We start from the raw sequence: 7,099 nt of genomic DNA on the forward strand, positions 1-7,099 counted from the left end.
TTCCTACGATCCCGCGGGCGCACCCAAATACTGGAATCCCGCCCAGAACAGTGGGGCATCAAAGGGCCGCTCCGGGCCCATGAAGGCCGCCTTCAGCCATTCCCGCTGCCGGTTGAGCGCGGCAATGGCGTCGTCAAATGATATGTCCGCGTCCGCTTCGCGCATCCGCCCTCGAAGTTCATCCAGGCGCCCCAGCGTGTCCCGCGCGCTGAGCGTCCTCAGCCAGTGACTTGCCCGCCCGAGTGCTCGCGCCGGAACGACACCGTCGGCGAGATCGTCCTGCATGCGGGTGATCAGGAGGAACGTCGCGAGGTCGTCAACTCGCCAGAGTGGCGCGATCACTCCGACAACCCCGGCCTGATGGAGAATTGTCGGAAAACCGAATGGCTCGTCTGAATTGCTTTGCTGGGACTGGCCGCTCTCACAGGAAGACAGGATCAGAAGAGAGCGGCGGATGCCGCGCTGCTGGATCATTTCAAACAAGGAAAGGCGCCCGTCGTGAAACGCGATCCACGATTCCCAAGGATTTGTCGGCACGAACGCACTGTGCGCAGACACGAAAATCGCACCAGAGGTCTGGAGCGCGCGAAGGAATTCGCGCTTTGTCGCCTGCCAGCCAGTTCGCACCTGGGCCGGCGCGGCGATGGCCCCCTCTAGCCGAGCAAAAGGCAGGTTATCCTCCGGGTCGAGAAATAGCTCTCTCGATCCCCCATCGCTCGGCGCGGCGTCGAGCATTCTGGCAAACAACTCCATCGTCGCCGCAACAGTTACTTCGCCAAAGATCTCGGAGAGATGCCGCCCATCCGGAAGCTGCGAGTGGGCAAGCGGCAGCGACCGCAAGGCGCGGTGCGGAATGAGCACCAAAGCAGTTCCGCCGTCGGCGAGCGCCGGAACCGCCTGATAAAGGATCGCTCCGAGTTGTTCGAGAAGAAGGTGGCTCAGCGCCTCGGCGCCGTTTAATAGCAGCTCGGGCGGCGCACCAATGCCAGCCAAGGCACTTTGCACGCCCTGGTCCAGCGCCCAATCGGTCATTTGTCCCCATACCGCTATGCTGCGGTCCCGGAACAGGTCGTAGACCGGACCGCCGATCCAGTGCACCGCAACCACGCCCTTTGGCCCAGCGATTGAAAATACGGCGATCCCCCGCGTACTGCAAAACAGCGCGACGAGGCAGCGTTTGCCGCTACCGGCTGCGACCCAATCACGGGCGCGTTGAACGGCCGGCGCCAGAGCCTGGGGGCTCAACCGGTCCTTTGCATCTTCGCCGCCCCTATCACCAAGTAGCCACAGCAGTCGCCCTTTCATGGCTTCGGCGAAGGCGAGGCATGCCGCGGGACGCTTGCCGCTCTTTATTTTTGCTTCCAATCCCATACCGTCGAACCGGCTCCACTCATGCAGCATCGACTGCCAGACCGCCGGATCGGAGCCGCCTTTCGTGATCCTGTCGTTTAGTCGAGCAGTCGCCTTGTCGCACTCTGTGCAGGCCGTGACATAGTCACCCTTGCGTAGAGCCAGTTGGACCCGAAGCTCGCCGATCCGGATCGAGTCTTCGCCGATCGGGAAGCGTACTGCGATTCTAGCTGCAAGTTCAGCATCCGTTTCTGCTTCGTCCACCCGATCCAACGCCAGAAGGATAGTGCCGCGGTTCGAATGAAGCATGCAGCCGAGCTGGTCGAACTCGTTTTCGCCAACCTCGGGGCGCGCCGCGAAGGCATTTTGGATCGCGTCAAGCGCGGCACCAAACATTTGTAGTTCACGAAGGACATTCGAATAGGAATTCCAGAAAATGCACCGCTCACTGTTCGAACGTCTCTCAACGCGGTCCTTCAACCGCTCGTGCAGAGCCAGTGCCTCGGATTGACGCCGCGCCTCGGACAGGCGCATCGCCTTCTCGAACAGAATGTCGAAATGCTCTCCGCCTGCCTCCTGCGCCTCGAGCAACTCGTCCAGAATGTCGATGGCTAGGCTAGGCTGTGCCAATCCGCTCAGCAAATGCACATATGCCATCCCCGTCCTGAGCATCATGCCGCGGTCGTCGATCGCCTTGCTGGCCGCATAGGCGGCCTCCGCGCCCATCCGTGCCTGACCGAGAACAGCAAAGCCGAGGCTCGCGCCGACGCTCTGCTGGATCGCGTAGTCGAGCATCTTCTTGAGAAGCGCCGTTAAGCGTGCAACATCCGCACTGTTTCCGGCCGCACGCTTGCATTGTAGCCCATGCGTGTATGCGTCGAGCGCCTGTGCGAGCTGGAGATCGGCAGGCCTTGCCGAGCTCTGCCCAAGGGCAAGCCAAAGATCGCCATGGAGATCCGCGTCGATTTCGAGGTCCGCGCCCGCCACAATGTCGAGAGCCCTACGCGCGATGCGGCGGGCCTTGCGGAGGTCGGAGCCCGATGGGTTTCCCCCCGACGCCTGGAACGACAGGTCGCGCAGGAGGACGGCAAGATCGCCAAGGGCAGAACGCGTCACGACGTCATCCGAACCAGCCGCGGCGGCGCGGAAGACGAGTTCAGTCCCGTAGTCGAGCGCGTCGGCCGTCACCAGCCCGGCCTCTCGCATCGGCCTCCACAACGCTGCCAACCGATCGGTTTCGGGGTCGAGCTCCGCACCGCGCACTTCCCTTTCGACGCGCAGCACATAGTCTGCGAAAGACTGGGGCGGATCGGTGTCATTCGGAGGGAAGCCAAGTTCAGGAATTGTTGCGTCGGCAGTGATATCCACCAGCCGGAAGAAGAGCTCGCGTACCCGGTAAGCTGGGTCGTCTCCCGGCACCTCCGGTGCGGCGTTGCGAGCGAATAGATCCCGAAGCGCAGGAATCATCGGGTGCTTCATCCCACGGTCGAGCGCGCGGTCGAGCGCTGCCCGGGCTGCACTTAGATCACCTGTGAAGCGAGCATGAAGAACGGCAATGTCCCAATGCAGGTCGGGAATTGTCTGGTCCAGGCGAGCAGCGTGGTCCAGTTCGGTCAGAAGGCGCTTGAGAATGTCTTCGGGAATCACGATCTGCAACGCCTGCGCCAGCTGCAGGCGGTATTCGACGCCCCCGCCGATTGTGTAGGCGAGCGCCCCACGCAGAAAAGGAGTGTCGGCATGTTTCCGAGCAGACTCGAGGATCTCCGCGGCCCGACGATATCGCTTGGCGAGTTTCGCAGTGGCAGCTTGCTCAATCGCTAACTGATCTTCTGGACTCGGGGCGCTCATACCACCATCCCCCGACAATTGACTATTGTAACACAACTAGCGAGGTCATGGCCACACGACATCGTAACGTTAGCTAGGTGTTCCGCGCCAAAAGAGCAGACAGAATTAAAATCGCATGGTGGGATGGTTCCGGCGTCTGTCTCAATTACAACGATCGGGATCCATACTACACCTCTTTCCCTGCCAGACAGGTGGCTTCGACGTCTGCAGGGTATCAAGATGCTTGCGCAGCTTTATCGTTTCGCGCAGCTTAAACCCGGTCCCTACCCCGCCAACATAGACGAGGTTATTGCCCTTGCGCGCAGCCGGTATTAGCCGGCCTATACCACCCCGAGCAGCCGTCGACGGCTCATATCCGACGATGAAAAAGCTGTCGCTCTGGATGCATTTGATCTTCACCCAGTCGCCGCGCCGATCGGAATGATAGGGCGCGTCCAACTTCTTGCCGATGATGCCTTCAAGGCCGTGTTCGCATGCCGCTGCGAGAAGAACGTCGCCGTCGCCCTCAATCTCTTCCGACAGCCGTATAACGCCGGCATCCGCCTTGACCAGCCCAGTTAGCATCTGCCGGCGCTCAGAGAGCGCCATCTCGCACAGGTCGTGGCCGTCGAAGTAAAGCAGATCGAAGGCATAGAAGATTGCTTCACTGGCGCTCCGCTTTCCGCCACGCCCGCCTAGAGCCTGTTACAGGGCGGTGAAGTCCGATCGACCCATCTCGTCAAGCAAGACCGCCTCGCCATCGAGGATCACGGTTCCGCCGATCTCGCGCGCTTGCACGGGCGTGACCGTAGCGGCTGTTCTGTCTCACGCAGAAGCGGGCGAGATGACTTCCGAGGAACCCTTCTCATGCCCACCAGTCCAGCAGACAATGCTTAAGGAGTCGAGTCGGAACAACATATCGGATCGCTTGCTTAGATCGCCGGTGGTTGGATGAGCAGCCACCGTGGCGTTCGCCTTGCAATGCGAGGCTACGTCATGCCCGCCGCCTACACTCATGGGCGGGCGGCGGGCGCGTCTGTCAGCAAGACCATCCGACCGGCATCTCTCGTGCCATTTTGAGGTGCGCTCCGCTTTTTGGGACGTTGTCCGTGCACGAAAACGTGTTCGAGCGCCGGTTTCTTGCAGTGGCTCGCGATGTTAAATTAGCGGTTTGGCATATTTAATATGCGACTAAATATCAGGCCCGTCATTCCAGTTGACCATGCGTCCATTAACGGAAGGAGACGACGATGCCCGGTGTACCGACAAATCGCGAATTGAGAAGTTGCCCATGGACTGCAGGCTGCATGATAGCAGCGCTCGCGTTTCCAGCAGGCGACGCACTTGCCATCAGTCGATACAACTCTGCTTCAATGACATGCTCAGCCATCCACGATACCCTCAATAGGGAGCGAGCGGTCATCCTTCGCTACTCCACCCCGTCTTCTGGGGGAGCGCCTCTTTACGATCGATATGTCGTTGACGGCGCGCAATGCTGGAGTGGGACGGAAGCCGCGCGTTCCTTAATACCAGCCGGTGATGGCGGTTGCTCTGTCCTTTACTGCAAGGGGTCCTTGGGCAGCAACTGGAATCAGGATCAGGATCAGGATCAGAATCAGTAAGTTGCGTTCCACGCAAAAGGAATCGAACCGCTCGTCAGTTGTTCCGACTATCAAAGGATTGTTCGGCAAACATCGCTGTGCGCGCTGTGGCTGCTGAATGAGCCCTGGTTTTATGCCAGCATTTTCGCATAGGCCGCGGCATCAACGAACGCTTGCCGTGCAAGATCGACACTCGTTTCGTCGCGCAATGCGAGAAGGCAGCACCGTTTGGCCGCCCAATACCAAGAGCTCTCACATTCGGGCCACCGGTGATTAAGGTTCTCGAGCGCAGCATCTGGACCGGCTACTTTCTCACGAAAGCCGTCCCCAAGTCGGACGTAAACCGGCACTTTCCAGGCAAGCTTGAAATTGATTTTGATCACTTCAGCCATTTGCGTCCCGTCTTTGAGCGACAGAACAGCCGGAAAGGGCAAATGTTCCCAAAATTGCCAGCGACAGGGCGCAACAATTGGGAACAAACCAATGACTTGCTCGTTGCTATCGCGGGCCTTTTGCCGAGGCTCGAATCCGCACTCACGTTAGCCCCGCCCCAAAGCCCAGCCACTAACTAAAATGTGGAATACTTCTTATCGCAAATATCTCACGAAGTTCTGACTTTTGCGGACAGATCTTCCCCTTATAAATCGGCGATCACGATTCTATCGCGAAAGTCAGGCGATGGGCGACAAACGAGCTGCAGGAAAGTGCCTCATTCCCATAGTGAGATACTTTCTTGAGAAAGCGCCGCTTGAACGGCCGGTCTGTCTTCAAGACGGCGGGCATGTTTGGTCCACGCTGGATAGCTGCTTTGCATGTCTATGTGCATCCGGTTTCCCCATCGATAGAACACCAACAGATATGGATCGACCACGGAATATTGGTCTCCGACTACCCAGAGACGCTCCTTCATTCTGTTTTCGATAAGCGCGAAGGCTGAAGAAAGATGCTGCTTACCCTTGGTGATCAACGAATCATATTCGCCATCGTCGGTGAAATAGTCCGGTCGCCAAACCATTCGAACAGCGACGGCATGCACCGTGCCTGACAGCCAGTTAAACCATTCGATCGATCGAACAATTGCGTCTGGGGCACTACTCAAGAGCTTGGCACTAGGGTTGGTTAGCCCGAGATGGAAGAGGATTGCCGGCGCTTCTGTCAGGATAAAATTGTCAGCGGTGAGGACGGGAATGCGACCCTTCGGGTTTAGCCGGCGGAATTGGTCAGATTTAGTTTCTGGATGCCCCGGAGACATCAAAGCAAGTGCGTAAGATTCGCCGATTTCCTCTAGTACGATGTGAGGAGCGAAAGAGCATGAGCCCGGTGCGGCATGCAGGGTGTATACCATCTAATCCTCGAATAAATGTGGTGAAAGCCCCGATGAAAGCGACTCTTTTACAACTGATTCCGCGACGTCGCAAAAATCAGTGTCGCGACGAATGAGTGCGCAGAGTGCTTCACGAAGATACTTCCATCAAGATAAACGGCCCAAAATACCCAAACCGCAAGCGATTCAGCACCAGCATCCAGTCGGATTCCACATTTCAGTTAGGGGCTGGGCCCCAAAGCGGGGCCTTTTTGCGATGCTGTGCGCAGGTATCGTTCCTATTGGTCGATAATGACAACGTCAGCCTCACGAGCAACCACAAAGAAAGCTTCTCGCGCCTTTTCCACTGACTTGCCGCCTCTGGTGCGAGGAGCGTGGCTGCAACAAGCGGGGCGGTTGCGGCTACGATGTCGGCTGAGCCGCAACCCGCTGGTATTGCCAATGAGCATCGATGGCTGGAATATCCGAGCCCAAGGGGCGGCGCGTTGACCACGCGGAGACTGACCCGATAAATGAACTCGCCATACCATTCACCAAGCCTACAAGCGCTGCTATTCAGATTCAAAATGCCAATACACTCAGATCCAGCCTCATTGCGAAACGAATGCCGCTATTTCAGCGTCGACGATCTCATGGCTGACGCCTCCTTCGCCGCTGCTCTTCGCGAAGCCGCGCTGGAGTTGCTGGCAATCCACCGCAGAGCACCTAGAGTGGTGCGCTATGTCGCCGATCTGCAGAAGTGGTTGCTCAGCCAGGCGACATTGGCAATGCATTTCGAGCGGAAACTCAACCCAGCCTGCCCGCCGGTAACAGCTTCCAATCTCGCAAAATTCTTGGTCGAGAACCGTATCGCCAGCCACAACACCGCAGTCTCGCATCTGAAGGAGATGGCGCACTATAAATTATTCGAGCCGGTGGAGACTTCGGACCGGCGCACCAACGCCATGCAGGCAACCGCCTATACCGAACAGTTGATCCGGCAATGGTTCGACGGGCA

General features: G+C 58.3%; 3 protein-coding genes and 2 pseudogenes. 1 reads left to right on the plus strand and 4 read right to left on the minus strand.

The features are described 5' to 3' along the window. Window positions 1–3: 3 nt before the first annotated feature. From FHT86_RS33780 to FHT86_RS33795, 4 genes and pseudogenes are all read right to left on the minus strand, one after another. Entirely contained in the window at window positions 4–3,198 is a 3,195-nt protein-coding gene (locus FHT86_RS33780; protein ID WP_133711272.1) for a CHAT domain-containing protein, read from the minus strand. A 141-nt stretch (window positions 3,199–3,339) separates the two neighbouring features. Continuing rightward, window positions 3,340–3,954 (minus strand): annotated as a pseudogene (locus FHT86_RS33785) (ATP-dependent DNA ligase); the annotation flags it as partial. A gap of 955 nt (window positions 3,955–4,909) precedes the next feature. After that, on the minus strand, window positions 4,910–5,170 hold the full coding sequence (locus tag FHT86_RS33790; protein ID WP_133711273.1) for a DUF982 domain-containing protein: 261 nt from the start codon (window positions 5,168–5,170) through the stop codon (window positions 4,910–4,912). 317 nt (window positions 5,171–5,487) lie between these two features. Then, window positions 5,488–6,123, minus strand: coding sequence for a glutathione S-transferase family protein (locus FHT86_RS33795; RefSeq protein WP_133711274.1), 636 nt, complete (start codon window positions 6,121–6,123; stop codon window positions 5,488–5,490). A gap of 611 nt (window positions 6,124–6,734) precedes the next feature. Between FHT86_RS33795 and FHT86_RS33800 the strand changes: the two are divergent. After that, window positions 6,735–7,099, plus strand: a pseudogene (locus FHT86_RS33800) (hypothetical protein); the annotation flags it as partial.

It is taken from the genome of Rhizobium sp. BK313 (assembly GCF_014193655.1).
Taxonomy (GTDB): Bacteria; Pseudomonadota; Alphaproteobacteria; order Rhizobiales; family Rhizobiaceae; genus Rhizobium.